The organism is Streptomyces sp. NPDC059582 (assembly GCF_042735715.1).
GTDB lineage: Bacteria > Actinomycetota > Actinomycetes > Streptomycetales > Streptomycetaceae > Streptomyces.
On the sequence record NZ_JBHWCC010000010.1, the window covers coordinates 32,438 to 55,535 of the forward strand.

Consider the following 23,098-nt stretch of genomic DNA (forward strand, 5'->3'; position numbering starts at 1 on the left):
CCGCGTTCTCGGCGGGCTACCAGGCGGTCCGCGCCGCCTTCTCCTCGGACGGCAGCAGCAGCCACAGGGCGAGGTAGAGCAGGAACTGCGGGCCGGGCAGCAGGCACGAGACCAGGAAGATCACGCGCATCGTGGTGGCGGAAGTGCCGAAGCGCCGTGCCAGCGCTGCGCACACTCCGCCGAGCATGCGGCCGTGGGTGGGGCGGGCAAGGGCGGTCATGTCGGCTCCTTCGTGAGCGTCGGTCCGAGGCCTCCTCGGGTGGCTGCCTCATCTGACATCAACGCTACGGAGACGAGCCGGACCGGGCGTCGCTCTACGGTGCGATGCCGACCCTGGGAATCGTCGGGGTCCGACCCTGAGCCGTCTCCTGCCGTCGGACGGTCGCCCGGTGCCGGCGCTCCTTCCTGCGACGGAGCCAGGAGCGCGCCGCGGGCACCACCGCGGCATGCGCGAGTGCCACTCCCACGGTGTTCAGGATCAGCGAGTCGATGTCCACGACCTGTCCGGGTACGCCGGTCTGCAGCAGCTCGATGCCCAGCGACAGCAGGGCTCCGGCGGCGACCGTACGCAGCAGGGACGTCAGGGGGGAGGCGGCGAGGCGGCCGTGCGTCAGCGGCAGCAGGACGCCCAGCGGGGCGAGCAGCGCGATCCCCGTGCCGAGCCGCCGGGCCGCGTCCGGCCAGCCCAGTGCCAGGTCGGCGCGGATGCCGGCGAACGGACGCAGGTTGGCGGGCATCACCCAGGGCACTTCCAGGGGCCGCAGCGTGAACCAGGCGACGAACGCGAGATGTGCGACAAGGAGGACACCCCCTGCCACACGGATGCGGAACGCGGCGTTGCCGCCGACCGAGCCTTGACGCTGCACGCCCCCCTAGACGCGCCCCCAGGCACGAACGGTTCCGGGGCAACGCCCGATACCCCGATGAGGCATCCGCCACACCCGTGGCTCAGCCGCGCGTGACCTCGGACGACGGCGGCTCCTTGGTCCCGGGCCGGGAACGGACCTCGTCCGTGCACTCGTAGCGGCGCAGCGGCTCGCCGCCGGTGACCGGGCCACCGAGGATCACCGAGCCGTCGCCCTCGGCCGCCGCCGAGTCGGAGAACGTACAGACGACCTGGGCGAGGGCGTACGAGGTGAGGTCCCCGGGCGGGGTGCTCAGCCGCAGCGTGTCGTCCGGGTCCCTGGGCGTCGGACCGCTCACGGACATCCCGCCGCGTACGTCCGTGGTGTATCCGGCCGCCTTCTCGGCGGACGACGGCGTCTCGGCGAGCTGGTCCAGCAGCCCCTGCGCCACCAGCACCCGGCGCTGCGAGTCCGCCGTACCGTCCGGGACGCGCACGGACCGGTCGACGGCCACCAGCGACGAGCCGCAGAGCAGGAACACCTGTACCGGGACGCCGGCCGACGCCTGCGTCGAGACGTCCGACTCGGACAGCGCGCAGCGCACCCGGGAGGGCGCGGGACCGAAGTCGGTCGGCACCTCGGTGGACCGGATCCCGCATCCGGCGAGCAGCACCGCGAGCCCGGACAGCGCCAGCAGCCGGCGTACGGGACGGGCGGTCGCGCGTCCGGCACGGGCGGCCATGCGTACGGTCGGAGTGGTCGTGCGTACGGTCATGACGCGTCCCCCTTCGAGCCCGCGCCGGCCTCCTCGGCCTCCTCGGCCTCCGGCACCGGCTCGGCCGTGTCCCGCGGCAGCCGCAGTGTGAACACCGCGCCGCCCTCGGGGGAGTTGGCGGCGGTGATCTCGCCGCCGTGGATGTGCGCGTTCTCCAGGGCGATGGACAGTCCGAGCCCGCTGCCCTCGGAGCGCGGCCGGGAGGCGCTGGCCTTGAAGAACCGGTCGAAGACGTGCGGCAGGACGTCCTCCGGGATGCCGGGGCCGTGGTCCCGCACGCTGATGACGAGTTCCCCGCCGCTCACCCCGGCGTCCTCGCCGCCGTCGTCGCCGACGTCCTCGCCGTCGGTCCCGCTCCCGCTCCCGACGCCGTTCTCGTTCCCGGTGGTCGCCCGTACCGACACCCGCACCGGCGAGCCGCCGTGCTTGAGCGCGTTGCCGATGAGGTTGGCCAGGATCACGTCCAGGCGGCGCGGGTCGATCCGGGCGTGGATGCCACGTTCGGCGTCCAGGTCCACCGCGTCCAGCCAGGCCCGGGCGTCGATGCAGGCGGTGATCTGGTCGGCGATGTCGACGTAGTCGACGACGAGCCGGGCGGTGCCCGCGTCGAAGCGGGTGACCTCCATCAGGTTCTCGACGAGGTCGTTGAGCCGCCGGGTCTCGCTGACGACGAGCCGCACCGCCGGCTCGATCATCGGGTCCATGCTCCCGGTCTCCGCCTCCAGCTCCTCCTCCAGCACCTCCGTCACGGCGGTGATGGCGGTCAGCGGCGTACGCAGCTCATGGCTCATGTCCGCCACGAACCGCCGTGAGGCGTCGTCCCGCGCGGCCATGTCGGCGACCCGCTTCTCCAGGGCCGCGGCCGCCAGGTTGAACGTCCTGGAGAGATCGGCGAGTTCGTCCGTCCCCGACACCCGCAGCCGGGTGTCCAGCCGGCCCTCGCCGAGCCGGCGCGCGGCGACCCCGAGCCGGTGCACCGGCTTCAGTACGGTCGTGGCGGCGGCCTGTGCGAGCAGCGCGGCGCCGATCAGCGCGAGCCCGGTGGCGATGCCCAGCGACCAGGCCAGCGAGTTGAGGTCCTTGGCCTCCGGCTCCAGCGACTTCAGCATGTACCCGGTGGGACCGCCGCCGATCACCTTGGTTCCGGCCACGAGGTACGGCGTGCCGTCGTCGACGACCCGCTGCCAGTACAGGTGGTACGGCGACTTGTTGCCGGCCGTGACGTCCTGCTGCCGGTTCACCGCGGTCCGCAGCGACACGGGCACGTCCTGGAGCGAGAAGCCGCTCAGGCCCCCGGAGTTGCCGTAGACGGCCTTGCCGGCCGCGTCCTCGCCGACGAGCAGCACGCTGAAGCGTTGACTGCTGTTGGCCATCTGACCGGCGGTGTGCTGGAGTTCGTCCTGCGACGGGTACTCCGGCAGCGAGCCCGCCCGGTTCTGCATCTCCTGCTGGAAGTCGCGCAGCACCGCGTCCTGGGTGCGGGTCAGCACCGCCTCGCGGTTGAGCCAGTAGGCGATCCCGGACGCGGACACGGCGGCGGTCAGCGCCACCAGCCCGAAGACGACGACGAGCCGCAGCCGCAGACTGGTGAAGCGCAGCCGCGACCAGACTCCCTTGCGAGCCGCGGCCCAGCCGCGGATCCCCCCTTGCGCACTTGTCATTACTGGGGCGCGTCCAGGCGGTATCCGACACCGCGCACGGTACGGATCAGCGTCGGGGACGACGGCACGTCCTCGACCTTCGCGCGCAGCCGCTGCACACAGGCGTCCACGAGCCGCGAGTCGCCGAGGTAGTCGTGCTCCCACACCAGCCGCAGCAGTTGCTGCCGGGACAGCGCCTGGCCCGGCCGCCGGCTCAGTTCGAGCAGCAGCCGCAGCTCGGTGGGCGTCAGTTGGAGGTCCTCGCCGTTCTTCGTCACGGTCATCGCCGCGCGGTCGATGACGAGGGAGCCGTAGGTCGCCGCGTCGTTCGCCTCGCGCTCACCGCGCCGCAGCACGGCCCGGATCCGGGCGTCGAGCACCCGCCCCTGGACCGGCTTGACGACGTAGTCGTCGGCTCCGGACTCCAGTCCGACCACCACATCGATGTCATCACTGCGCGCGGTCAGCAGGATGATCGGCAACTGGTCCGTGCGCCGGATGCGCCGGCACACCTCGAACCCGTCGATGCCGGGCAGCATCACGTCCAGCACGATCAGGTCCGGCCGCTGCTCGCGCAGCAGCTTCAGACCGTCCTCACCGCTGGCAGCGGTCGCCACGCGGTGTCCCTGGCGCGTCAGAGAGAGCTCCAGGGCCGTACGGATGGCGTCGTCGTCCTCGATCAGCAACAGGGAAGGCACAGGGGTCATTCTGGCCCATGGCGGGTCGGGGTTTCGACACTTGGAGCGCTCCCACACATCTCCCGCAAATGATCGATGTCGCTCGTACGTCTGAGTAGCCGTATCGCGCTCCTGTGTGACGGCGCCGTGCCGCGCGTACGGACGACCCCTGTGACAGGTCTGTGACAGTCGGCGGACATGGCCATGAAGTGGCCCCGGCAAGCTTTTCGGCACAGGCAAGGAAGCACGTCGCAACAAGCCGAACACCGGAAGTCCACGACGGGGGGCGCGAGATGAACACGCTGTACAGCACCAGCACCAGCGCAGTGATCACGCGTCTGCACGACGTCACCCGGGGTTCCGAGAAGTCCGGTGCCGTGGGCGGGCGGGGGTGCGCTCGCGGCACCGGGCGTCAGCACACCGCGTACATGTCGGTGGTTGACGCCAACACGGGGGAATCCACGGCGGCAGCCGCTGTGGGCGCGGTCGGGGGATCCGCGTGCGGGGAGGACACGGGGGAGCGTCGTTCGCTGTCGGAGGCGGAGTTCACCGCCTACGTCCAGGAGCGCCGCGCCTCCCTGTACGCCACCGCGTACCACCTCACCGGTGACCGCTTCGAGGCCGAGGACCTGTTGCAGAGCGCGCTGTTCTCGACCTACCGGGCATGGGACCGGATCAGTGACAAGGCCGCGGTCGGCGGATACCTGCGCCGGACGATGACCAACCTGCACATCAGCGCGTGGCGCCGCCGCAAGCTGAACGAGTACCCGACCGAGGAACTGCCGGAGACGCCCGGCGACACGGACGCGATGCGCGGCACCGAACTGCGCACGGTCCTGTGGCAGGCGCTGGCCCGGCTGCCCGAACTCCAGCGGACGATGCTGGTCCTGCGTTACTACGAGGGCCGGACCGACCCGGAGATCGCGGACATCCTCGACATCAGTGTCGGCACGGTGAAGTCGAGCATCTGGCGGTCGCTCCGCCGGCTGCGTGAGGACGAGGTCCTCAGCTTCGGCCGTGACGAGGAGGACGCCTTCGGGGAGCTGGTCGCCTGAGGGTCACGGGGGAGAAGCAACGGGGGTCCCGCACCGGGGGGTGCGGGAGGCAGTGACGGGGGACTCGCACCGGGGGATGCGGGAGCAGGACCGGGTACCGGGGGGCCGCACCGGGGGGTGCGGAACGGTACCGGGGGGATCAGCGGGGAACGGGGGAGCTCTGCCGCGCGGGTCACGGGGGACGCGGGAGAGCGAGAAAGGGAGCGGGACTGGAGGGCCGGGGGGTCCGTCCAGTCCCGCTTCCGCTTTGCCCGCCTCGCCCGAGCGGCTCAGGCCACCGAGCTCGTCCGTACGGAGCGGCCCACCGCCGCCGCGGCCAGCCTGCCCAGGGCCTCGTCCCGGTCGCAGGCGTGCGCGCCCAGCGAGGTCTGGCGGGCGACGATCGAGCGTTCCGCGCGCATCAGACGCCAGCCGCGGCGCAGCAGGAACGGCACCGACTTGCGGCCCTCCTTGAGGTCACGCAGGAAACGGCGGCGGAACGTGGTGAGCGGTCCCCGGGTCAGGCACAGGGCGTCCGCCAGAACACCCAGGTCCCGGCAGCGCCGCACGATCTCGGCCGCGAAGATGCCCTCCGCGATGAACAGCGGGGCCCGGTCGATGCACAGGATCTCCTCGCCGGTGCGGGCGCTCAACGAGATGTCGTACACCGGTACGCCCGTCGAGCCGGTGGCGCACAGCCGGGTGATGGCGTCGACCGCGATGTCCGCGTCCCACGACCCGGGGTGGTCCCAGTCGATGTCGGAACTCCCCGCCACCAGGGGCAGCGTCGGGTCCTCGCCCTCCTTGTAGAAGTCGTCGAGGCGCAGCACGGGCAGCCCGGAGCGGGCGGCGACAAGGGACTTGCCCGAGCCCGAGGGGCCGCACAGCAGCACGACACGGGCGGGGGACGGGGGATGGATGCTCACGGAACACCAGTTTGCGCCATGGTGCACCCTGCTGCCGACCCCGCGGGTCGGCTTTGAAGCGCGCATCACACCTCAACTACCCTTCGTGTCGTCATGATTACCTTGCGCATCGAGAAGGTGGCACCAGCGATGGCCCGACACGACTTCCCCCACATCCCGACCGGCCGGCGCGCCCTGGTCGCCCTCGCGACCACGGGGGTGGCCCTCGGCGCGGGCGCGGGGACGGCCGCCGCGGCCGCCGACCCGGCGGTCGATGTGATGCGCGCGAACCCCACGTCGGCCGGACGGCTCGACCCGCAGGCGGGCCTCGACAACCTTTTCGGCTCGGTCCGTTACGTCACCGGCCCGGTCCAGAACCTCAAGCCCAACCCCCTGGCGGGCACCGGTGTCGACCCCCTCGACAACGGCGTCGGCACCCAGCTCGCCGACTTCCAGCCGCTGACCTCGCAGGCCCTGACCGGGCCGGTGGCGCAGGCGCAGTCCGTCGGCAGCATTCCGGTGCTGGGGCAGGCCGCGGGGCTGCTGGGCGGCTGACCACGGCAGACGGAGAGCCGCGCTTCCCCCGGACGGAGGGGAGGCGCGGCTCTCCGGCTTTCGCGGCGGCCGGACCGCGGTCGGTCCAGGCCGGACCGCGGTCGGCTCAGGCCAGGGTCAGGTCAGGCCGCGTCGGATCAGGTCAGTACGAGGATCCGGACGCGCCCAGCGAACCCGTCGGGTGCCAGACCGTCTTGGTCTCCAGGAAGGCCGTCATGCGGTCGGTGCCGGGGGTCGCCGAGTAATCCACAGGCTGTGGACGGAGCACCCGCTTGAGGTTGTCCGCCGCCGCGATCTCCAGCTCCTTCGCCAGCGCCTCGTCGGCGCCGGCGAGGTCGATCGCGTTGACGTCCTGGTGCGCCGCCAGGGTCGGCGCGATCTCCGCCGTACGGCCCGAGAGGACGTTGACGACACCGCCGGGGAGGTCGGAGGTGGCCAGCACCTCGCCCAGGGACAGCGCAGGGAGCGGGGACTTCTCGGACGTGATCACGACCACCGTGTTGCCGGTCGCGATGACCGGGGCGACCACCGAGACCAGGCCCAGGAAGGACGACTCCTGCGGGGCGAGCACCGTCACCACGCCCGTCGGCTCGGGGGAGGAGAGGTTGAAGAACGGGCCCGCCACCGGGTTGCCGCCGCCGACCACCTGGGCGATCTTGTCGGTCCAGCCCGCGTACCAGACCCAGCGGTCGATCGCCGCGTCGACGACCGCGGCCGCCTTCGCCTTCGACAGGCCCTCGGCGTCGGCGACCTCGCGCGCGAACTGCTCGCGGCGGCCCTCCAGCATCTCCGCGACGCGGTAGAGGATCTGGCCGCGGTTGTACGCCGTCGCGCCCGACCAGGCGCCGAACGCCTTGCGGGCGGCGACGACGGCGTCACGGGCGTCCTTGCGGGAGGAAAGGGGCGCGTTCGCCAGCCACTTGCCCTTTGAGTCGGTCACCTCGTACACCCGGCCGCTCTCGGAACGCGGGAACTTCCCGCCCACGTACAGCTTGTAGGTCTTGAAGACCGACAGTCGCAGGTCGGTCTTTTCCGTCTTCTCAGACATCGAGGTACGCCTCCAGGCCGTGGCGGCCGCCCTCGCGACCGAAGCCCGACTCCTTGTAGCCGCCGAAGGGCGAGGTCGGGTCGAACTTGTTGAACGTGTTGGACCAGACGACACCCGCGCGCAGCTTGTTCGCGACGGCCAGGATCCGGGACCCCTTCTCCGTCCAGATGCCGGCGGAGAGGCCGTACGGCGTGTTGTTCGCCTTGGCGACGGCCTCGTCGGGCGTGCGGAAGGTGAGGACCGACAGCACCGGGCCGAAGATCTCGTCCCGGGCGATGGTGTGCGCCTGGGTGACGTTCGTGAAGAGCGTCGGGGCGAACCAGTAGCCGGAGGAGGGGAGTTCGCAGGCCGGGGACCAGCGCTGCGCACCCTGCGCCTCGCCCTGCTCGACGAGCGAGGTGATGCGCGCGAGCTGCTCGGCGGAGTTGATCGCGCCGATGTCCGTGTTCTTGTCCAGCGGGTCGCCCAGACGGAGGGTCGACAGACGGCGCTTGAGCGAGTCCAGCACCTCGTCCTGGACCGACTCCTGCACCAGGAGCCGGGAGCCCGCGCAGCAGACCTGGCCCTGGTTGAAGAAGATGCCGTTCACGATGCCCTCGACGGCCTGGTCGATCGGGGCGTCGTCGAAGACGATGTTGGCGCCCTTGCCGCCCAGCTCGAGGGTGAGCTTCTTGCGGCTGCCGGCGACCGTCCGGGCGATCTCCTTGCCGACCGCGGTCGAGCCGGTGAAGGCGACCTTGTTCACGTCCGGGTGCGCGACGAGCGCGGCGCCCGCGTCGCCGTACCCCGGAAGGATGTTGACGACGCCCTTGGGCAGGCCGGCCTGGCGGCAGACGTCCGCGAAGAACAGCGCCGACAGGGGAGTGGTCTCCGCGGGCTTGAGCACGACCGTGTTGCCGGTCGCCAGCGCCGGGGCGATCTTCCACGCCAGCATCAGCAGGGGGAAGTTCCACGGGATGACCTGGCCCGCGACGCCCAGGGGGCGCGGGTTCGCGCCGAAGCCGGCGTGCTCCAGCTTGTCGGCCCAGCCCGCGTAGTAGAAGAAGTGCGCGGCGACCAGCGGGAGGTCGGCGTCGCGGGTCTCCTTGATGGGCTTTCCGTTGTCCAGCGTCTCCAGGACGGCCAGCTCGCGGCTGCGCTCCTGGATGATGCGCGCGATCCGGAACAGGTACTTGGCGCGCTCGGCGCCCGGCAGCGCCGACCACTTCTCGAAGGCCTTGCGGGCGGCCTTCACCGCGCGGTCGACGTCCGCCTCGCCCGCCTGGGCGACCTCGGAGAGGACCTCCTCGGTGGAGGGGCTGACCGTCTTGAAGACCTTGCCGTCGGCTGCCTCGGTGAACTCGCCGTCGATGAAGAGGCCGTACGACGGCGCGATGTCGACGACCGAGCGGGACTCGGGCGCCGGTGCGTACTCGAATGCGGATGCCATGGTGATCAGTCCACCGTCACGTAGTCGGGGCCGGAGTAGCGGCCGGTGGCCAGCTTCTGACGCTGCATCAGCAGGTCGTTCAGGAGCGAGGAGGCGCCGAAGCGGAACCAGTGGTTGTCCAGCCAGTCCTCGCCGACGGTTTCGTTGACCAGGACCAGGAACTTGATCGCGTCCTTGGTGGTGCGGATGCCGCCGGCCGGCTTCACGCCGACCTGGACGCCGGTCTGGGCGCGGAAGTCGCGCACCGCCTCCAGCATCAGCAGCGTGTTCGGCGGGGTCGCGTTCACGGCGACCTTGCCGGTCGAGGTCTTGATGAAGTCGGCCCCGGCCAGCATGCCGAGCCAGCTGGCCCGGCGGATGTTGTCGTACGTCGACAGCTCGCCGGTCTCGAAGATGACCTTCAGGCGGGAGCTCGTCCCGCAGGCCTCCTTCACGGCGGTGATCTCGTCGTACACCTTGAGATACCGGCCCGCGAGGAACGCCCCGCGGTCGATGACCATGTCGATCTCGTCGGCGCCCGCGGCGACGGCGTCACGCACGTCGGCCAGCTTCACGTCGAGGGCGGCGCGGCCCGCGGGGAAGGCGGTGGCGACCGACGCGACCTTCACGCCCGAGCCGGCGACGGCCTCCTTGGCGGTGGCCACCATGTCGGGGTAGACGCAGACGGCCGCGGTCGCGGGGGTCGTGGCATCGGTCGGGTCGGGGTGGACCGCTTTGGCGCCGAGCGCCCGGACCTTGCCCGGGGTGTCCGCGCCTTCCAGCGTCGTCAGGTCGACCATCGAGATGGCGAGGTCGATGGCGTACGCCTTCGCGGTGGTCTTGATGGATCGGGTGCCGAGCGAGGCGGCGCGCGCCTCCAGGCCGACCGCGTCGACGCCGGGCAGCCCGTGGAGGAAGCGGCGCAGCGTGCTGTCGGACGCGGTGACGTCAGCGAGGGCAGCGGGTGCAGAGGTGGGCATGGTCACCAGACGAGCATATCTACGCGCGTAGCGGCTGTACACCCCCGGGAGCTTCTCCGGGGGAAGCGTACGGCGTCGGTGCTGCGTCGGTGCTGCACCGGGGAGCGGTGGATCGACGCGGCCGGGGGCGCCGTGGATCGCCCCGCGCCGCCGGGACCCTGCGGAGGGCGCGGGGCCAGGGGCGGGTGAAGGGCGCGGGGCCAGGGGCCGGGTGAAGGTCGCGGGGCGGGGGGAGGGAGGGCGCGTGGCCGGGCTCGGTGGAAGCCGCGTGGCAGGGGCCGGTGGAGTGCTCCGTGGGCACCGGGGATGAGCGTCCTCGTGGGCGTCGGGCAGAATCGGGACCATGACGACCCCGGAGCACCAGTCACCAGCGCCGCAGCCCTCGGGCCCCGAGTCCAAGGACCGCATCTACCGGTCGGCCTCGGGTCTGGCCGGCGGGTTCCTGCTGCTCGCGCTCATCGGCTGGCTCGGCATCGACGCGCTCGTCACCGGGCACGGCAGCACCCCGTGGCTGGCCCTCGCCGGGATGATCTTCTTCGTTCCGCTGGTGGTCGCCTTCACGCTGCGGCCCGCCGTCTTCGCCAACGACGACCGGATGCGCGTCCGCAACCCCTTCCGGGCCGTCGTGGTGCCCTGGGGTGAGGTCGCCTCGCTGCGGTCCGGCTACTCCAACGAGGTGATCACGAAGTCCGGGGCCAAGTACCAGCTGTGGTCGGTCCCCGTCTCGCTGAGGGCGCGGAAGCGGGCGATGCGACAGCAGGCGCGGGCCGAGTCCGGCGGGCGCCGGGGCGGGCTGTTCGGCGGCAGTGTGGCGGGCGGTCTGGGCGGCATGGACGCCACGGGCGGCGGACCGGCGGCCGACGTGGGCCCGGCGCGCGCCGAGACCGACAAGATCATGGATGAGCTGCGCGAGCTGCTGAACGCCCGGGAGAAGGCCGCGACCTCGCAGGGAGCGGTGACCGTGCGCTGGGCGTACGAGATCATGGGACCGATCGTGGCCGGAGCGGTCCTGCTGGCGGTGCTGCTCGCGGTCAGGTGAGCACGGGTGTTCCGGGACCGATCCGGGAACGATCGGCAGTGATCGGCAGTGATCGGCAGTGATCGGCGGTGATCGAGGTGATCCGGGAATGAGCCCCGGCTGAGGCGGGGCCGCCCGGTCGGTCGATCAACAGGTCGGCCATGATGCCTCTGCCCCGGCCGCGGCGGCCGTTCCCCCACCCGGAGACGAGGCCGAGGACCGTGCCGAACACCGACCCTCGTGGTCCGAGCCTCTGGGAACCGATGAACACCGACGTCCGGCGGCCGTTGCCCGCCACCGCGATACCCGACGGCTGCCTTCCCTGGAACACGGAACAGACCCGTCGCTGGACGCGGACACTGCCGCCGGGTTGGACCCCTTTGCGATGGCCCGGGCTGCCGGTCGTGCAGCTGGCGCTGTCCACGGGCGGGCTGGCCGCCTTCGGCCTGACCGGAGCCGGTCTGCCGCCCTACCTCGCGGCGTCGGCCGCGCTCCACCTCGTCTGGCTGCCGCTGAGACCGGAGATCGTGCGGGTGTCGGCGCCGGCGCTGGCCGTGGTGGCCGTCGTCGCGCGTCCCGCTCCGGGGTCCGCCGTGCTCGCCGGCGTGCTCCTGCTGGCGGGTGCCTGCGCGGCGGTCGCAGAATCGCGGCTGCGGGCGCGGCAGCGGCAGCGGGAGGCGGCGCTGGCGGCCGCCGAAGGCGTGACCGCCCCCCTGCCGGCCGTGGACGGGCCCCTGTGGCGCGGCCGGATCCTCTCCGGACTCGGGATCGCCCTGATCCTGGCGGGCACCGCGCTGATCGCGACCGCCGGCCTGTGGAACTCGTCGGAGGATCATGGGGCGGCGGCCGTCACCGGCTTCTTCGTGGCCGGGCTGGGTGTCACCGGACTGCTCTCCGGAGTACTGGGCCGGCGGCGGGCCGCCGCGCTGCGCGCCGCGCCCGTCCCCGTCCTGCGTGTCCTGATGCGCGAGAACGAGAGCGCCGACGCGGAGGTCTTCGCGGCGGACGATGTGATGGGCCTGCGACCGCTGTTCACCGTCGCCACGGTCCCGCTGGACCCCGACACGGACGAGGTCGACGACGAGGACGAGGACAAGGCGGACCGTGAGGCGGAGCTGGACGACATGCTCGCCCGGCTCGACGACGACCGGCCGAGGCCGCTGCGTCAGGCCGTCCTGTACGGGACGCCGTACGAGGGAGCCGAGCTCGTGCTCGTCAGCGCCGCGCCGGAACCGGGCGGCGTGCCGGTGGCGGAACGGTCGACCGGGCCCGTACGCCCGCTGTCGGAGGGCGGCGTGCGGCGCCGGCTCAGGTGGGAGAAGCGGGCGGCGGCCCGGACCGCGGCGGACGACGAACAGCACCTCGGCCTGGTGGCGGCCGCGCGCCTGACGAAGACGGTGCCGGTACGGCGCTGGCGGGCGGGCGCGGTGGACTGGCTGGCCGGTCTCCTGACGGTGCAGTGGGGCGTCTGGGTGTGGTGGGCGGGGTTCACCGACGAGGGAGCCGCCCTGTGGCAGCAGATCCTCATCGTCCTCTTGGGCCTGTTCGGCGCGGCCCGCGTCGCCGTGAAGCTGTGCTGGCGCATCACCGCCGACCGCACCGGGCTCTGGCTGAACGGCCTGCGCAGAACCACTCACATCCCCTGGGACGACGTGCGCTCGGTCCGCCGGGAGTCCTTCGAGCTCAAGCTGCGCTGGCGCGGTGGCGAGTCATGGACCGTCTCCGCGCCCCACTGGGCCTGGTTCCAGCGCAGGCTCGGCGTGACTCACCCGTACGACGCCCTGGCCGCCGAGGTCACCGCCATGCGCACCGACCCCGCCCTGCGTCCCAGCGGCGACAGCGAGGAACGTGGGCGGGGGCGCCCTCTGTGGCCGCTCGCCGTGCTGTTCGCCCTGCTCTGGCTGACGGCCGTGCTGCTCGGCCAGGAGTGGTTCCCGATCGGGTGAGCCGGGGTCGCGGTCGGTCGGCGTGACGTTCGCCGGGGTCGCGGTCGGTCGGCGTGACGTTCGCCGGGGCCGGAGCCCGTGCCCGCCCGGGCGAACGTCACGCCGGCCGGAGCCGGGGGGCGGGGGACACCTCGGGGGGCGGATGCCTCCAAGGGGGAGGAGGGCATCCGTGCTGTCTTCACAGGGTGGGGCGGAGGGGGCGGAAGGAGGCGGCCGGGGAGCGTGCGACAGCCCGACTCCGCGTGAATCAGGGCGCTCCCGGCCACACCAGCACCATGTACCCACCGCAGTACGCCGAACCCAGCACCGCCGTCGACAGGGCGAGGGCGCGGAAGCGGCGGGAGGCCCGGGAGAGGTGCAGGGCGAGCGGGAGCAGCAGCGGGAAGCCCGGGACGAGGAAGCGGGCGCGCGGGAAGTAGACGCCGCCGCTGCCCAGCACGATCAGCAGCAGGACACCCGTGAAGACCAGCAGGGGCAGGGGCTGGCGGTCCCACACCGACAGCGCGAACAGCACCGCCGACCCGATCAGCGTCACGGTCACCAGCACCAGGAACAGCTCCGGCGTGTGGTCGTACACCAGCAGCTCCCGCATCCTGCGCAGGGTGTCCGCACCGCCGTCCCACTCGTTGTGCCACAGCCGCTGCACGGCGAAGTAGCCGTCCCAGCGGCCCAGGCGCAGGCCCACCCAGCCGACGTACGCGCACCAGCCCAGCGGCGCGAGCAGGGCACCGGCCAGGGCGCGGGACGAGAAGCGGCCGCGCAGGGACAGCAGGGCCGTGACGGTGACGGCCGCGGCCACCGCGACACCGGTCGGGCGGGTCAGGCCGGCGAGCGCGGCACACGCCCCCGCCCACAGCCAGCGGCCGGTCAGCACGGCGTACAGGGCCCAGGCCGCGAATGCCGTGAACAGGGACTCGGTGTAGCCCATCCACTGCACGAGACCGACCGGCAGCGCCGCCCACAGGACGGTCAGCAGGACGCCGGCCCGACGGCCGTGCAGGCGGTCGCCGACGGCGAAGACGCCCCAGGCGGCGAAGAACGACACGGCGACGGCGAGACCCAGGCCGGTGCTCGCCCGGGTGCCCGGGGTGACCACCGCGACCACCTTCACCAGCAGGGGGTAGAGCGGGAAGAAGGCCATGTTGTTGGTGTTGTACGCGGTGCCCAGGTCGGGGGTGTAGCCGTGGTCGGCGATGCCGAGGTACCAGTTGGCGTCCCACTGGGCCGCCAGGATCGGCCAGACGCCGTGGTGCTTGCGATGCGCCCAGGAGGCGAGCAGCAGCAGGCCGGCGGCGTGCACGGCGAGATGGGCCACCAGGGCCGGGGCCGCGCGGCGCAGGGCGCGCAGGGCGCGCGGGACGAGAGCGCGGGGCGGGGCGGCGGTGGGGGCGTGAGGTCGTCGGGTGCCCGGGATGTGACCGCGGGGGGCGGTGTCGGGGGCGGTCGAGGACACGGCGGCGGCTCCAGTACTCGGCGGGCGGTACCGGATCACCGTTTCCCGGGGAGCGCGGCCGGGCGTGGAGCGTGCGTCGGCTGTCGCACGGAAGTCAGCGGAAATCACCCGATGGGGTGCCCCGGCCCGGGGCACCCCATCGACGCCTGCGCGCCGCGCGGGCGACGCGTACGGCGGTCACGGCTCAGATGCCGGCGGCCGCCGACAGGTCGCGCTTGATCGTCGCCAGCAGGTCGGCGGCCCGGGCGCGGGCGGCCGGCAGGTCGGCGTGGGTGCCGACGGGGACGACGACCTCCAGGTAGCACTTGAGCTTGGGCTCGGTGCCGCTGGGGCGCACGATGACGCGAGCGCCGTCGAGGGTGTAGCGCAGGCCGTCCGTGGGCGGCAGCCGGTCGGTGCCCCGGGTGAGGTCCTCGGCCCCGGTGACCGGCAGCCCGGCCAGCTCGGTGGGCTGCCGCTCGCGCAGCCGCCGCATGGCGTCGGCGATGACCGAGAGGTCCTGCACGCGGACCGACAGCTGGTCGGTGGCGTGCAGGCCGTGCTCGACGGCGAGGTCGTCGAGGAGGTCGAGGAGCGTGCGGCCCTGCTCCTTCAGCTCCGAGGCGAGCTCGGTGATCAGCAGGGCGGCGGTGATGCCGTCCTTGTCGCGCACGCCGTCGGGGTCGACGCAGTAGCCGAGGGCCTCCTCGTAGCCGTAGCGCAGGCCGTCCACGCGGGCGATCCACTTGAAGCCGGTGAGGGTCTCCTCGTACGGCAGGCCGGCCTTCTCGGCGATCCGGCCGAGCAGGGAGGAGGAGACGATGGACTCCGCGAAGGTGCCGGTGGCGCCGCGCCGGACGAGGTGGGCGGCGAGCAGCGAGCCGACCTCGTCCCCGCGGAGCATGCGCCAGGCCCCGTTCTCCTTGACCGCCGCGGCGCACCGGTCGGCGTCCGGGTCGTTGGCGATGACCAGGTCCGGGTCGCTCTCGTGGGCCGTCGCGAAGGCCAGGTCCATCGCGCCGGGCTCCTCCGGGTTGGGGAAGGAGACGGTCGGGAAGTCCGGGTCCGGCTCGGCCTGTTCGGCGACGAGGACGGGGGCCGGGAAACCGGCCCGGGCGAAGGCGGCCAGCAGGACGTCCTTGCCGACGCCGTGCATCGCCGTGTAGACGGTGCGGGCGGTGCGGGGCGAGGCGGGGGAGAGGACGGCGTCCGTGCGGGCCAGATAGGCCTCCAGGACGCTGTCGTCGAGGGTGTCCCAGCCGCTGTCCGGGCGGGGGACGTCGGCGAGGCGGTCGATCGCGTCGATCTCGGCGGCGATCTCCGCGTCGGCCGGCGGGACGATCTGGGAGCCGTCGCCCAGGTAGACCTTGTAGCCGTTGTCGCGCGGCGGGTTGTGGCTGGCCGTGACCTCGACACCGGCGACCGCGCCCAGGTGCCGGATGGCGAACGCGAGCACGGGCGTGGGCAGCGGGCGCGGCAGGACGGCGGCGCGCAGCCCGGCGCCCGTCATCACGGCGGCGGTGTCGCGGGCGAAGTCGGCCGACTTGTGCCGGGCGTCGTAGCCGATGACGACGAGGCCGCCGGTGCCGCCGTTCTTCTTCAGATACGCGGCGAGCCCGGCCGCGGCGCGGATCACGACCGAGCGGTTCATGCGCATGGGGCCGGCGCCGAGTTCGCCGCGCAGGCCCGCCGTGCCGAACTGGAGGGTGCCGCCGAAGCGGGCGGCGAGCTCGGCGTGGTCCCCCGCGTCGATGAGCTTGGCGAGTTCCTCACGGGTGTCCGCGTCGGGGTCCTCGGCCAGCCATGACGTGGCCCGTGCGAGGAGATCGTCGTGCACCTTCGGTCCAACCTCTCGTTCGTGTGCGTGCGGTGCGGGTGCGGGTGCCCGGGGTGCTTCCCGCCCCCGCCGCCCCCGGCCGGCGGTGCTTACAGGCGGCCCAGCACCTGGGCCAGCAGGGAGCCCATCCGGGTCGCGCTGTCGCGGCCGGCCTGGAGGACCTCCTCGTGGTTGAGGGGCTCGCCCGTCATGCCCGCCGCGAGGTTGGTGACCAGCGAGATGCCCAGCACCTCGGCGCCGGCCTCGCGCGCGGCGATGGCCTCCAGGACCGTCGACATGCCGACGAGGTCCGCGCCGATGACACGGGCCATACGGATCTCGGCCGGGGTCTCGTAGTGCGGGCCGGGGAACTGCGCGTAGACGCCCTCCTCCAGGCTGGAGTCGATGTCCTTGCACAGGGCGCGCAGCCGCGGGGAGTAGAGATCCGTGAGGTCCACGAAGTTCGCGCCGACGATCGGCGAGGTCGCCGTGAGGTTGATGTGGTCGCTGATCAGGACCGGCTGCCCGGGACGCATGCCCTCGCGCAGGCCACCGCAGCCGTTGGTCAGGACCATGGTCTTGCAGCCCGCGGCCACCGCGGTGCGCACGCCGTGCGCGACGGAGGCGACGCCGCGGCCCTCGTAGAAGTGGGTACGGCCCAGGAAGACGAGCGCGCGCTTGTCGCCGATCGTGTACGAGCGGACCTTGCCGCCGTGGCCCTCGACCGCCGGCGGCGGGAATCCGGGCAGCTCGGTGACCTGGAACTCGGCGTCGGGAGCGCCGAGGGCGTCCACGGCCGGAGCCCAGCCGGAGCCCATCACGAGGGCGACGTCGTGGGTCTCGGCGCCCGTGAGCTCGCGCAGCCGCGCGGCGGCCGCGTCGGCGGCGGCATAGGGGTCGCCCTGGATGTCGTCCGGAAGAAGAGATGCGTTCACGCGGATGAGGGTAGCCGGTCTGGGCCTACGCGCGTAGATGACAGAGCTCACGGGATGGCGATCGTTGTCTTGTCGTTTCCAACGAACCGTCGAACGGGGTGATCGGACGAGAGCGGCGGCGCACCGCGACCCGGCGGCCGCGTGACGCGGCCAGGCGGCCGCACCCGGCGTCCGTGACGCGACTCAGCAGGGTCGCTTGCGCAGTTCCATCACGTAGTCGTGCGGTGCCCCGGCCGACTCGGCCGCGTCCGCCACCTCGCCGAGATAGCGCGCGGAGGGCAGTCCGCCCTCGTATCCGTTCAGTACGTACGTCCACGCCGACTCCTGCCCGTCCAGCGTGTGCACGCGTACCCGCACCCGGCGGTATATGCCGAGGCCCACGCCCTCCCAGCGGTCCAGCGACTCCTCGTCCATGGGGGCGATGTCGTACAGCGCGACGAAGACCTGCGCGCCCGGGTCCTCGACGACCGTGGCCAGCGCGCCGTCCCAGCCCAGCTGCTCACCGCCGAACGTCAGCCGCCAGCCGTTCAGCCAGCCCGTCGCGCGCAGCGGTGAGTGCGGGGCGCGGCGGGACATCAGCCGCGCGTCGAGGTTGCCGGCGTACGCGGTGTAGAGCGACATGGGTCGAGAGTACGGCAGCGTCACGGGTGCCACTCCCGTCCCGCTCGTCCGCCCTCCGCGGGCGGCCCGGCACCCCGGGGCGGTAGCACCTTGAAGCGTGCGGGACAATGGGGTACGTGACTCGGATCGTGATCATCGGTGGCGGACCCGGCGGCTACGAAGCAGCGCTGGTGGCAGCGCAGCTCGGCGCGGAGGTGACCGTCGTCGACTGCGACGGTCTGGGCGGAGCGTCGGTGCTGACCGACTGCGTGCCGTCGAAGACCCTGATCGCCACGGCCGAGGTGATGACCACCTTCGACTCGTCGTACGAAGAGCTGGGCATCATCGTCGCCGACGACACCCCGCACGTGGAGCAGGCCGCCCGCGTGGTCGGCGTGGACCTCGGCAAGGTCAACCGACGGGTGAAGCGGCTCGCGCTCGCGCAGTCGCACGACATCACCGCCTCCGTGACGCGCGCCGGTGCGCGGGTCATGCGCGGGCGCGGCCGGCTGGAGGGCATGCAGGCCCTCGACGGCTCGCGCAAGGTCGTCGTCGCGGCCGCCGACGGCACCGAGGAGACCCTCGTCGCCGACGCCGTCCTCATCGCCACCGGCGGTCACCCGCGCGAGCTGGCGGACGCCCAGCCCGACGGCGAGCGCATCCTCAACTGGACCCAGGTCTACGACCTCACCGAGCTCCCGGAGGAGCTCATCGTGGTCGGTTCGGGTGTCACCGGCGCCGAGTTCGCCGGCGCCTACCAGGCGCTCGGCTCCAAGGTCACCCTCGTGTCGTCCCGCGACCGGGTGCTGCCCGGCGAGGACCCGGACGCCGCCGCCGTCCTCGAGGACGTCTTCCGCCGCCGCGGCATGAACGTCATGGCCCGCTCGCGCGCCCAGTCCGCCAAGCGCGTGGGCGACCGCGTCGAGGTCACCCTCGCCGACGGTCGCGTCATCACCGGCTCGCACTGCCTGATGGCCGTCGGCGCCATCCCCAACAGCGCCGGGCTCGGCCTGGAGGAGGCGGGCGTGAAGGTCCGCGAGTCCGGTCACATCTGGACCGACCGGGTCTCCAGGACCACGGCCCCCGGGGTGTACGCGGCCGGTGACGTGACCGGCGTCTTCGCCCTCGCCTCCGTCGCCGCCATGCAGGGCCGTATCGCCATGTACCACTTCCTCGGCGACGCGGTGGCCCCGCTCAACCTCAAGACCGTCTCCTCGAACGTCTTCACCGACCCCGAGATCGCGACCGTCGGCTACAGCCAGGCCGACGTCGACGCCGGCAAGATCGACGCCCGGGTCGTGAAGCTCCCGCTGCTGCGCAACCCGCGCGCCAAGATGCAGGGCATCCGGGACGGCTTCGTGAAGATCTTCTGCCGTCCGGGCACGGAGATCGTCGTCGGCGGTGTGGTCGTGTCGCCGCGCGCCTCGGAACTCATCCACCCCATCTCGATCGCCGTCGACAACAATCTGACGGTCGAACAGATCGCGAACGCCTTCACCGTGTACCCGTCCCTTTCGGGGTCGATCGCCGAGGTGGCACGGCAGCTGCACACCCGTAAGCCCACGGGCGAGAGCTGACGGCCGAAAGCGATTCCCCGCTGGTCACGGGGAGTTGTCGACCATTCGTACGGCATAGTCGGCGCGACTAGGCCCTATACCACCTCGTGTCCCACCGTGCGAACAACTTCTGTTATTCGGCGCAAACAGCTGAAAGTAGACGGTCGTTGGGGTTACTGTCAGTTTCGTGTTCGCTGCAGAACGTCGCCAATTGATCCTCGAAATGGTGCGAGCGAACGGGGCCGTGTCGCTCCGTGAGCTCGCCCGCGTCGTCCAGACCTCCGAAGTGACCGTACGGCGGGACGTGCGCGCGCTGGAGGCAGAAGGACTCCTCGACCGCCGGCACGGCGGTGCGGTACTGCCGGGCGGATTCACGCGGGAGTCCGGCTTTCCGCAGAAATCTCATCTCGCGACCGCCGAGAAGACGGCCATCGCCGATCTCGCCGCCAACTTCGTCGAAGAGGGCGAGGCCATCGTGGTCGGGGCGGGAACCACCACCCAGGAGCTGGCGCGCCGGCTCGCCCGGGTCCCCGGGCTGACCGTCGTCACCAACTCGCTCCTCGTCGCCCAGGCGTTGGCCCATGCCAACCGGGTGGAGGTCGTGATGACCGGCGGCACCTTGCGCGGTTCCAACTACGCCCTGGTCGGCTCCGGGGCCGAGCAGTCCCTCCAGGGGCTGCGGGTCTCCCGGGCCTTCCTCTCCGGCAGTGGTCTGACCGCCGAGCGCGGGCTGTCCACGTCCAACATGCTGTCGGCGTCCGTCGACCGGGCGCTCGTCCAGGCCGCGGCGGAGGTCGTGGTCCTCGCCGACCACACCAAGCTGGGTACGGACACCATGTTCCAGACCGTCCCCACCGATCTGATCACCCGGCTGATCACCGACGAGCCGCCGGCCCACGACGACCGTGCCGCCACCGAGCTCCAGGCCCTCGCAGACCAGGGGGTGCAGATCGCCGTGGCCGGGGCGTCGGGAAGCCCGGGGGGTGATGCGGTCCCGGCGCGTCAACAGCAGCGTCGGGACGTACCCCTTCCGGCCCCTCGTCGCGGCCAGGTCCCGGGCGCGGGCCCCGGCCTGCGCACCGCGGCGGTCCTGGGCGACCAGAGCCCCGGCACGGAACGCGCCCGCGTGGCGGACCTGCGCCGCCGCTGAGCCGCGGGCGCGAACGGAAAGCCCGCGCCACGGGTTGGACGCGGGCGTGCGGATCGGGCCTGCGGCGCGGCAGACACGGGGCGCGGGCCTGTTGTGCGGCTTGGCGCGCGGGTGCGCGTGGTGCGGGCTCGCGGTGCGGCTGAGAGGCAGCGGGTGCGCGTGGTGCGGACTCGCCGGTGCGCTGGAACGCGGGTGCGCGTGGTGCGGACTCGCCGGTGCGCTGGAACGCGGGTGCGCGTGGTGCGGGCCTACGGTGCCGGTCGCGGGAGCGCCTTACGCCATCACCCCCTCCCCGGACCTGGACCGTCCCTGGCGGACGGCGCCGGTGCATGCCTGCCGGGACACCTCGGTAGCGGCATCCGCCGCCAGATCATCGCCGACGTGGCGAGCCGTTGACGCGGTGACCCGGGGCCCTGCGACCGGGCGGGCAGCAGGAGCTCGCCGTCGACGGTGACGCCCACCGGGCCGGACAGCAGTGCCTGGTCGACGGCGTCGGACGCATCGATGTCAGTGGCCCACAGGACCGCCATGTCGGCGTGCCGCCGGGTCCCGGGCCCGGCAGGCCACCGAACAGCCGCGTCGGAAGGCCGGCGCGCGCCGCAAGGACGGCAGGGCCCGTGACGGGTCGGGAGACGCGAACGCCCCGCGGGCCGGGGCAGCCGGTCCGCGGGGCGCTGTGATGTGTCGCGGCGGGTCAGTCCTTGATCTCGCAGATCGCGGCGCCGGACGTGACGGACGCGCCGACCTCCGCGGCCAGACCCTTGATCGTGCCGGAGCGGTGCGCGTTCAGCGGCTGCTCCATCTTCATCGCCTCCAGGACGACGACCAGGTCGCCTTCCTTGACCTCCTGGCCCTCCTCGACCGCGACCTTGACGATCGTGCCCTGCATCGGGGAGGCGAGGGTGTCACCGGACGCGACGGGGCCGGACTTCTTGGCCGCGCGACGCTTCGGCTTGGCACCGGCGGCGAGGCCGGTGCGGGCCAGGGACATGCCCAGCGAGGAGGGCAGAGAGACCTCCAGGCGCTTGCCGCCGACCTCGACGACGACCGTCTCACGGCCGGACTCCTCGTCCGCCTCCACGTCGGCGGGGGCGGTGAAGGGCTTGATCTCGTTGACGAACTCGGTCTCGATCCAGCGGGTGTGGATCGTGAACGGGTCGGCGGAGCCGGTCAGCTCCGGGGCGAACGCCGGGTCCCTGACCACCGCGCGGTGGAACGGGATCGCGGTCGCCATGCCCTCGACCTGGAACTCCGCCAGGGCACGGGCGGCACGCTCCAGCGCCTCCCTGCGGGTGCGGCCGGTCACGATCAGCTTCGCCAGCAGCGAGTCCCAGGCCGGGCCGATGACCGCGCCGGACTCCACGCCGGCGTCCAGGCGGACACCCGGGCCGGACGGCGCGTCGAAGACGGTGACCGTGCCGGGAGCGGGGAGGAAGTTGCGCCCGGGGTCCTCGCCGTTGATACGGAACTCGAAGGAGTGACCGCGCAGGGCGGGGTCACCGTAACCGAGCTCCTCGCCGTCGGCGATACGGAACATCTCGCGCACGAGGTCGATGCCGGCGACCTCCTCGGTGACCGGGTGCTCCACCTGGAGGCGCGTGTTGACCTCCAGGAAGGAGATCGTGCCGTCGACACCGACGAGGAACTCGACGGTGCCCGCACCGACGTAGCCCGCCTCCTTGAGGATGGCCTTGGAGGCGGAGTACAGCTGCTCGACCTGCCGGTCGGACAGGAACGGCGCCGGCGCCTCCTCGACCAGCTTCTGGTGGCGGCGCTGGAGCGAGCAGTCACGGGTCGACACGACGACCACGTTGCCGTGCGAGTCGGCCAGGCACTGCGTCTCCACGTGCCGCGGCTTGTCGAGGTAGCGCTCGACGAAGCACTCGCCGCGGCCGAAGGCGGCGACGGCCTCGCGCACCGCGGACTCGTACAGCTCCGGAACCTCTTCGAGGGTCCGGGCGACCTTCAGGCCGCGCCCGCCACCGCCGAAGGCGGCCTTGATGGCGATGGGCAGCCCGTGCTCCTCGGCGAAGGCGACGACCTCGTCGGCGCCGGAGACCGGGTCGGGCGTGCCGGCCACCAGCGGCGCACCGGCGCGCTGCGCGATGTGCCGGGCGGCGACCTTGTCACCGAGGTCACGGATGGCCTGCGGCGGCGGGCCGATCCAGATCAGATCGGCGTCGAGAACGGCCTGGGCGAAGTCGGCGTTCTCCGAGAGGAAGCCGTACCCCGGGTGGACGGCGTCCGCGCCCGACTCGCGAGCCGCGTTCAACACCTTGTCGATGTCGAGGTAGCTGGTCGCCGGGGTGTCACCGCCCAGGGCGAACGCCTCATCCGCGGCGCGGACATGCAGAGCGTCCCGATCCGGGTCGGCGTATACGGCCACGCTCGCGATCCCGGCGTCCCGGCAGGCCCGGGCAACGCGGACAGCGATTTCGCCACGGTTGGCGATGAGCACCTTGCGCACGATTGAGGCTCCCTCCTTGAAACAAGCCGAGTTTAGGGACTGCCGACACGGCACTTCGACCCATCCCCAATGGTGAGCTTGCCCACACGGAGCGTGATGAGTGGCTCGCTCGATCCGCGAAATCCCTTGTCGCACCTCGGTACGCAGGACTCCTCCCGGAAACCCTAGCCCTCCGGTGTGGTCAAGGTCTCTGTGAGAGCGTGCTGCGGCCCACTCTGTTTCTTTGTGGAGTCCCTACGAATGGCCCAATGATTCTTTGCCCTCCCCCGAACCCTTGTCCCGAGGTTTACCCGTTAGTAGCGTTCGCGATG

General features: G+C 72.4%; 20 protein-coding genes. 6 read left to right on the forward strand and 14 right to left on the reverse strand.

Annotation, left to right across the window (positions count from 1 at the left end):
* Window positions 1–16: 16 nt before the first annotated feature.
* The 5 genes from ACFV0T_RS11650 to afsQ1 form a co-directional block, all read right to left on the reverse strand.
* The gene (locus tag ACFV0T_RS11650; RefSeq protein ID WP_385777071.1) at window positions 17–220 is read right to left on the reverse strand and encodes a PspC domain-containing protein; all 204 of its coding nucleotides are present in this window, start codon (window positions 218–220) and stop codon (window positions 17–19) included.
* A 94-nt stretch (window positions 221–314) separates the two neighbouring features.
* Window positions 315–866, reverse strand: a complete 552-nt coding sequence (locus ACFV0T_RS11655; protein WP_385777073.1) for a VanZ family protein — start codon at window positions 864–866, stop codon at window positions 315–317.
* Window positions 867–948: 82 nt separating this feature from the next.
* A complete protein-coding gene (locus ACFV0T_RS11660) occupies window positions 949–1,587 on the reverse strand; it encodes a hypothetical protein (protein ID WP_385777382.1) in 639 nt (212 codons plus the stop codon).
* Between the two features lie 29 nt (window positions 1,588–1,616).
* Window positions 1,617–3,281 (reverse strand): ATP-binding protein, encoded by a 1,665-nt coding sequence (locus ACFV0T_RS11665; RefSeq protein WP_385777075.1) that lies wholly within the window; start codon window positions 3,279–3,281, stop codon window positions 1,617–1,619.
* Window positions 3,281–3,958, reverse strand: coding sequence for a two-component system response regulator AfsQ1 (gene afsQ1 / locus ACFV0T_RS11670; protein WP_338017866.1), 678 nt, complete (start codon window positions 3,956–3,958; stop codon window positions 3,281–3,283). Before afsQ1 ends, ACFV0T_RS11665 begins: the two co-directional genes overlap by 1 nt.
* 272 nt (window positions 3,959–4,230) lie before the next feature.
* Here afsQ1 and ACFV0T_RS11675 point away from each other — a divergent pair, with 272 nt between their 5' ends.
* Window positions 4,231–4,992 carry a SigE family RNA polymerase sigma factor gene (locus tag ACFV0T_RS11675; RefSeq protein WP_385777077.1) on the forward strand — a complete coding sequence of 254 codons (762 nt, stop codon included), beginning with the start codon at window positions 4,231–4,233 and terminating at the stop codon, window positions 4,990–4,992.
* Window positions 4,993–5,261: 269 nt separating this feature from the next.
* On the opposite strand, the gene ACFV0T_RS11680 is transcribed toward ACFV0T_RS11675, so the two are convergent.
* Window positions 5,262–5,963, reverse strand: coding sequence for a uridine kinase (locus ACFV0T_RS11680; protein WP_385777079.1), 702 nt, complete (start codon window positions 5,961–5,963; stop codon window positions 5,262–5,264).
* Window positions 5,964–6,026: 63 nt separating this feature from the next.
* On the opposite strand from ACFV0T_RS11680, the gene ACFV0T_RS11685 reads away from it, so the two are divergent.
* Window positions 6,027–6,431, forward strand: coding sequence for a hypothetical protein (locus ACFV0T_RS11685; protein ID WP_385777081.1), 405 nt, complete (start codon window positions 6,027–6,029; stop codon window positions 6,429–6,431).
* A 142-nt stretch (window positions 6,432–6,573) separates the two neighbouring features.
* On the opposite strand, the gene ACFV0T_RS11690 is transcribed toward ACFV0T_RS11685, so the two are convergent.
* The 3 genes from ACFV0T_RS11690 to deoC are packed head-to-tail and all read right to left on the reverse strand — an operon-like array spanning window position 6,574 to window position 9,867.
* Window positions 6,574–7,479, reverse strand: a complete 906-nt coding sequence (locus ACFV0T_RS11690; RefSeq protein ID WP_385777083.1) for an aldehyde dehydrogenase family protein — start codon at window positions 7,477–7,479, stop codon at window positions 6,574–6,576.
* Window positions 7,472–8,908, reverse strand: a complete 1,437-nt coding sequence (locus ACFV0T_RS11695) for an aldehyde dehydrogenase family protein (protein WP_385777085.1) — start codon at window positions 8,906–8,908, stop codon at window positions 7,472–7,474. Before ACFV0T_RS11695 ends, ACFV0T_RS11690 begins: the two co-directional genes overlap by 8 nt.
* 5 nt (window positions 8,909–8,913) lie before the next feature.
* A complete protein-coding gene (gene deoC / locus ACFV0T_RS11700; protein WP_385777384.1) occupies window positions 8,914–9,867 on the reverse strand; it encodes a deoxyribose-phosphate aldolase in 954 nt (317 codons plus the stop codon).
* 343 nt (window positions 9,868–10,210) lie between these two features.
* On the opposite strand from deoC, the gene ACFV0T_RS11705 reads away from it, so the two are divergent.
* Both ACFV0T_RS11705 and ACFV0T_RS11710 read left to right on the forward strand, forming a co-directional pair.
* Complete coding sequence (locus tag ACFV0T_RS11705) at window positions 10,211–10,906, forward strand: PH domain-containing protein (RefSeq protein ID WP_385777087.1); 696 nt, start codon at window positions 10,211–10,213, stop codon at window positions 10,904–10,906.
* Window positions 10,907–11,148: 242 nt separating this feature from the next.
* On the forward strand, window positions 11,149–12,831 hold the full coding sequence (locus ACFV0T_RS11710) for a hypothetical protein (protein ID WP_385777089.1): 1,683 nt from the start codon (window positions 11,149–11,151) through the stop codon (window positions 12,829–12,831).
* Between the two features lie 247 nt (window positions 12,832–13,078).
* Here the strand turns inward: ACFV0T_RS11710 and ACFV0T_RS11715 are convergent, their stop codons facing one another.
* The 4 genes from ACFV0T_RS11715 to ACFV0T_RS11730 form a co-directional block, all read right to left on the reverse strand.
* A complete protein-coding gene (locus ACFV0T_RS11715) occupies window positions 13,079–14,284 on the reverse strand; it encodes a hypothetical protein (protein ID WP_385777091.1) in 1,206 nt (401 codons plus the stop codon).
* Between the two features lie 184 nt (window positions 14,285–14,468).
* Window positions 14,469–16,100 (reverse strand): phospho-sugar mutase, encoded by a 1,632-nt coding sequence (locus ACFV0T_RS11720; protein WP_385777093.1) that lies wholly within the window; start codon window positions 16,098–16,100, stop codon window positions 14,469–14,471.
* A gap of 89 nt (window positions 16,101–16,189) precedes the next feature.
* Window positions 16,190–17,014, reverse strand: coding sequence for a purine-nucleoside phosphorylase (locus ACFV0T_RS11725; RefSeq protein ID WP_385777095.1), 825 nt, complete (start codon window positions 17,012–17,014; stop codon window positions 16,190–16,192).
* A gap of 183 nt (window positions 17,015–17,197) precedes the next feature.
* Window positions 17,198–17,635, reverse strand: a complete 438-nt coding sequence (locus tag ACFV0T_RS11730) for a gamma-glutamylcyclotransferase (protein ID WP_385777097.1) — start codon at window positions 17,633–17,635, stop codon at window positions 17,198–17,200.
* A 107-nt stretch (window positions 17,636–17,742) separates the two neighbouring features.
* Here ACFV0T_RS11730 and ACFV0T_RS11735 point away from each other — a divergent pair, with 107 nt between their 5' ends.
* A complete protein-coding gene (locus tag ACFV0T_RS11735) occupies window positions 17,743–19,191 on the forward strand; it encodes an NAD(P)H-quinone dehydrogenase (RefSeq protein ID WP_385777099.1) in 1,449 nt (482 codons plus the stop codon).
* 166 nt (window positions 19,192–19,357) lie between these two features.
* The gene (locus ACFV0T_RS11740) at window positions 19,358–20,320 is read left to right on the forward strand and encodes a DeoR/GlpR family DNA-binding transcription regulator (protein WP_385777101.1); all 963 of its coding nucleotides are present in this window, start codon (window positions 19,358–19,360) and stop codon (window positions 20,318–20,320) included.
* A gap of 694 nt (window positions 20,321–21,014) precedes the next feature.
* Here the strand turns inward: ACFV0T_RS11740 and ACFV0T_RS11745 are convergent.
* Complete coding sequence (locus tag ACFV0T_RS11745) at window positions 21,015–22,787, reverse strand: acetyl/propionyl/methylcrotonyl-CoA carboxylase subunit alpha (protein WP_385777103.1); 1,773 nt, start codon at window positions 22,785–22,787, stop codon at window positions 21,015–21,017.
* Window positions 22,788–23,098: the final 311 nt, after the last annotated feature.

What these genes read in the sequence shown, in the direction of transcription:
- ACFV0T_RS11735 (WP_385777099.1), top strand. Translation starts at nt 17,743, where the DNA reads ATGGGGTACGTGACTCGGATCGTGATCATCGGTGGCGGACCCGGCGGC.
- ACFV0T_RS11695 (WP_385777085.1), bottom strand. Translation starts at nt 8,908, where the DNA reads ATGGCATCCGCATTCGAGTACGCACCGGCGCCCGAGTCCCGCTCGGTC.
- ACFV0T_RS11710 (WP_385777089.1), top strand. Translation starts at nt 11,149, where the DNA reads ATGAACACCGACGTCCGGCGGCCGTTGCCCGCCACCGCGATACCCGAC.
- ACFV0T_RS11685 (WP_385777081.1), top strand. Translation starts at nt 6,027, where the DNA reads ATGGCCCGACACGACTTCCCCCACATCCCGACCGGCCGGCGCGCCCTG.
- ACFV0T_RS11665 (WP_385777075.1), bottom strand. Translation starts at nt 3,281, where the DNA reads ATGACAAGTGCGCAAGGGGGGATCCGCGGCTGGGCCGCGGCTCGCAAG.
- ACFV0T_RS11650 (WP_385777071.1), bottom strand. Translation starts at nt 220, where the DNA reads ATGACCGCCCTTGCCCGCCCCACCCACGGCCGCATGCTCGGCGGAGTG.
- ACFV0T_RS11690 (WP_385777083.1), bottom strand. Translation starts at nt 7,479, where the DNA reads ATGTCTGAGAAGACGGAAAAGACCGACCTGCGACTGTCGGTCTTCAAG.
- ACFV0T_RS11660 (WP_385777382.1), bottom strand. Translation starts at nt 1,587, where the DNA reads ATGGCCGCCCGTGCCGGACGCGCGACCGCCCGTCCCGTACGCCGGCTG.
- ACFV0T_RS11705 (WP_385777087.1), top strand. Translation starts at nt 10,211, where the DNA reads ATGACGACCCCGGAGCACCAGTCACCAGCGCCGCAGCCCTCGGGCCCC.
- ACFV0T_RS11730 (WP_385777097.1), bottom strand. Translation starts at nt 17,635, where the DNA reads ATGTCGCTCTACACCGCGTACGCCGGCAACCTCGACGCGCGGCTGATG.
- deoC (WP_385777384.1), bottom strand. Translation starts at nt 9,867, where the DNA reads ATGCCCACCTCTGCACCCGCTGCCCTCGCTGACGTCACCGCGTCCGAC.
- ACFV0T_RS11680 (WP_385777079.1), bottom strand. Translation starts at nt 5,963, where the DNA reads ATGCGCGCTTCAAAGCCGACCCGCGGGGTCGGCAGCAGGGTGCACCAT.
- ACFV0T_RS11675 (WP_385777077.1), top strand. Translation starts at nt 4,231, where the DNA reads ATGAACACGCTGTACAGCACCAGCACCAGCGCAGTGATCACGCGTCTG.